The sequence below is a fragment of the Mesorhizobium sp. M7A.F.Ca.US.005.03.2.1 genome, from assembly GCF_003997795.1.
Classification (GTDB): domain Bacteria; phylum Pseudomonadota; class Alphaproteobacteria; order Rhizobiales; family Rhizobiaceae; genus Mesorhizobium; species Mesorhizobium ciceri.
Genome location: NZ_RZRP01001119.1, coordinates 1 through 1,635, shown reverse-complemented (window position 1 = coordinate 1,635; position 1,635 = coordinate 1). Strand labels below are relative to the sequence as shown.

General features: G+C 57.5%; 1 protein-coding gene and 1 pseudogene. Both read right to left on the bottom strand.

Going from position 1 to position 1,635, the window contains the following annotated elements:
* Positions 1-986, bottom strand: a 986-nt coding sequence (locus EN991_RS35310) for an OmpP1/FadL family transporter (RefSeq protein WP_164769631.1), incomplete at its 3' end; no start/stop codon positions are given.
* A gap of 358 nt (positions 987-1,344) precedes the next feature.
* Positions 1,345-1,635, bottom strand: a pseudogene (locus tag EN991_RS35305) (valine--tRNA ligase); the annotation flags it as partial.

The window sequence follows — 1,635 nt, the reverse complement described above, 5'->3', positions numbered from 1 at the left end:
TCATTGAATTTGTGGCCGACGCCGCCGGAAACTGTCCAGCCATCGCGATAGAGTAGATCGAGCGAGGTAAGCCGCAATGGGCTGGTCGTCGTGCAGGATGCCGTGCCGGTGGGACAAAACGGAATGCTCTGTAGCTCGCTCCAATTCATCCACTTGATGGATCCGAATGCCAGCCAGCCAGGAGCTATGCCCGACTGAAGCTTGAGCTCTACAGAATCCGGAACCTGCGAGGAACCACTAACATTCGTCACTTTGCCCAAAAACGGATTTAAAGGATTGAGGGCCGCGGGAACCTGAGACAGATCCAGCGTTCCGTCCAAATTGTTGAGCTTGACCGCCGAATTATAGACCAAGCTGGCGCGCAGGGCGATATCCGGAATCTCATACGCAACGCCGGCTCGCCATCCCCAGCCGTCACCCTCAAGGTCAAGCCGCCCTATGCCCGCACCGGGAATGGGAGCCACCAATTGTTCTTTGAAGCCAGAAACATTCTCGTGGAACACGCCGCCGATAAAACGAAACTGTCCTTTGCCGAGATCCATTTTGTAGGAGCAGGTTCCACCCACAGCCTCGCTCTTCACCTGGGTTTCAACATTGCTGTTCGCGCCGGCCCAATTCCGACCCGGGTTGCTGGACGCACCAATCGGCTGGCCATAGTCCACGAGGCAATCGACGGGGCCCATACCCGCCTTGATGCCGACGCTCGGCACCCAATAGCTTTCGGTATCGCGAGCACTGTTGGAGAAACCCATGAGGTTAAGGGGGCCGTCGGACGGGTCGGTGTCCTTCACGTTCTTGAGGTCGCGCTGCGGCATCACATAGGTGCCGGAGACCTCACCCGTGACTTGGGCAGGATCGAACAGCAGATCGATATCGTAGCCGCCACGCTCCAGGCCGCCGGCATGTGCCGGATTCATCGCCGTCCCGATCAAAGCCAGCGAAAAGCAGCCCGCCCCCAGCAGCGCCTTCAGTCGCAGAATAGTCATGAAATGTCCTCCCCCGAATTCGAGTGCACCAAGCTAGAACCAATTCAGGTTAACGGTGCAACAACGAATTCGCGGGCGTACATGTACACACTGGCCAGCCGCATTTTCGAGGAAATGCAACCGGGTGCGGCAAGGCCGAAAAATGGTCTGTGAAGGCTGAGCGGCTCTCAAAAAACAGGGAAAACCATCCAAAAGGCTCGAAAACAGGCCTTTTTTGGGGTCCGAGAGCCCCATTGTTACATTATGGCAACAATGCGGCTAAAACTTCCGTTTACGTCAATATTAACGCAACGGAATGCTGATTTTCCAGGCGGAAAACCAGCATTTTAGAGGGGTCTAAAGTCTCGCGAATCTATCCTCAACCGGCGTCGCGAACCCTGGCCAACGCGACCGACAGCTTGTCCTGTGCATCGCGGTATTCGGCGAGCTTTTCACGCTCGGCATCGACGATCTCGGCCGGCGCGCTGGCCACGAACCTCTCGTTCGACAGTTTCTTGTGCAGGCGCGCGATCTCCTCGGTCACCTTGGCCAGTTCCTTCTGCAACCGTGCAGCCTCGGCGGCGAGGTCGATCAGGCTGCCAAGCGGCAGGCAGATCGTCGCCTCGTTGAGCACGATCTGCGCCGAACCCTTGGGCGCGACATCGGCAAG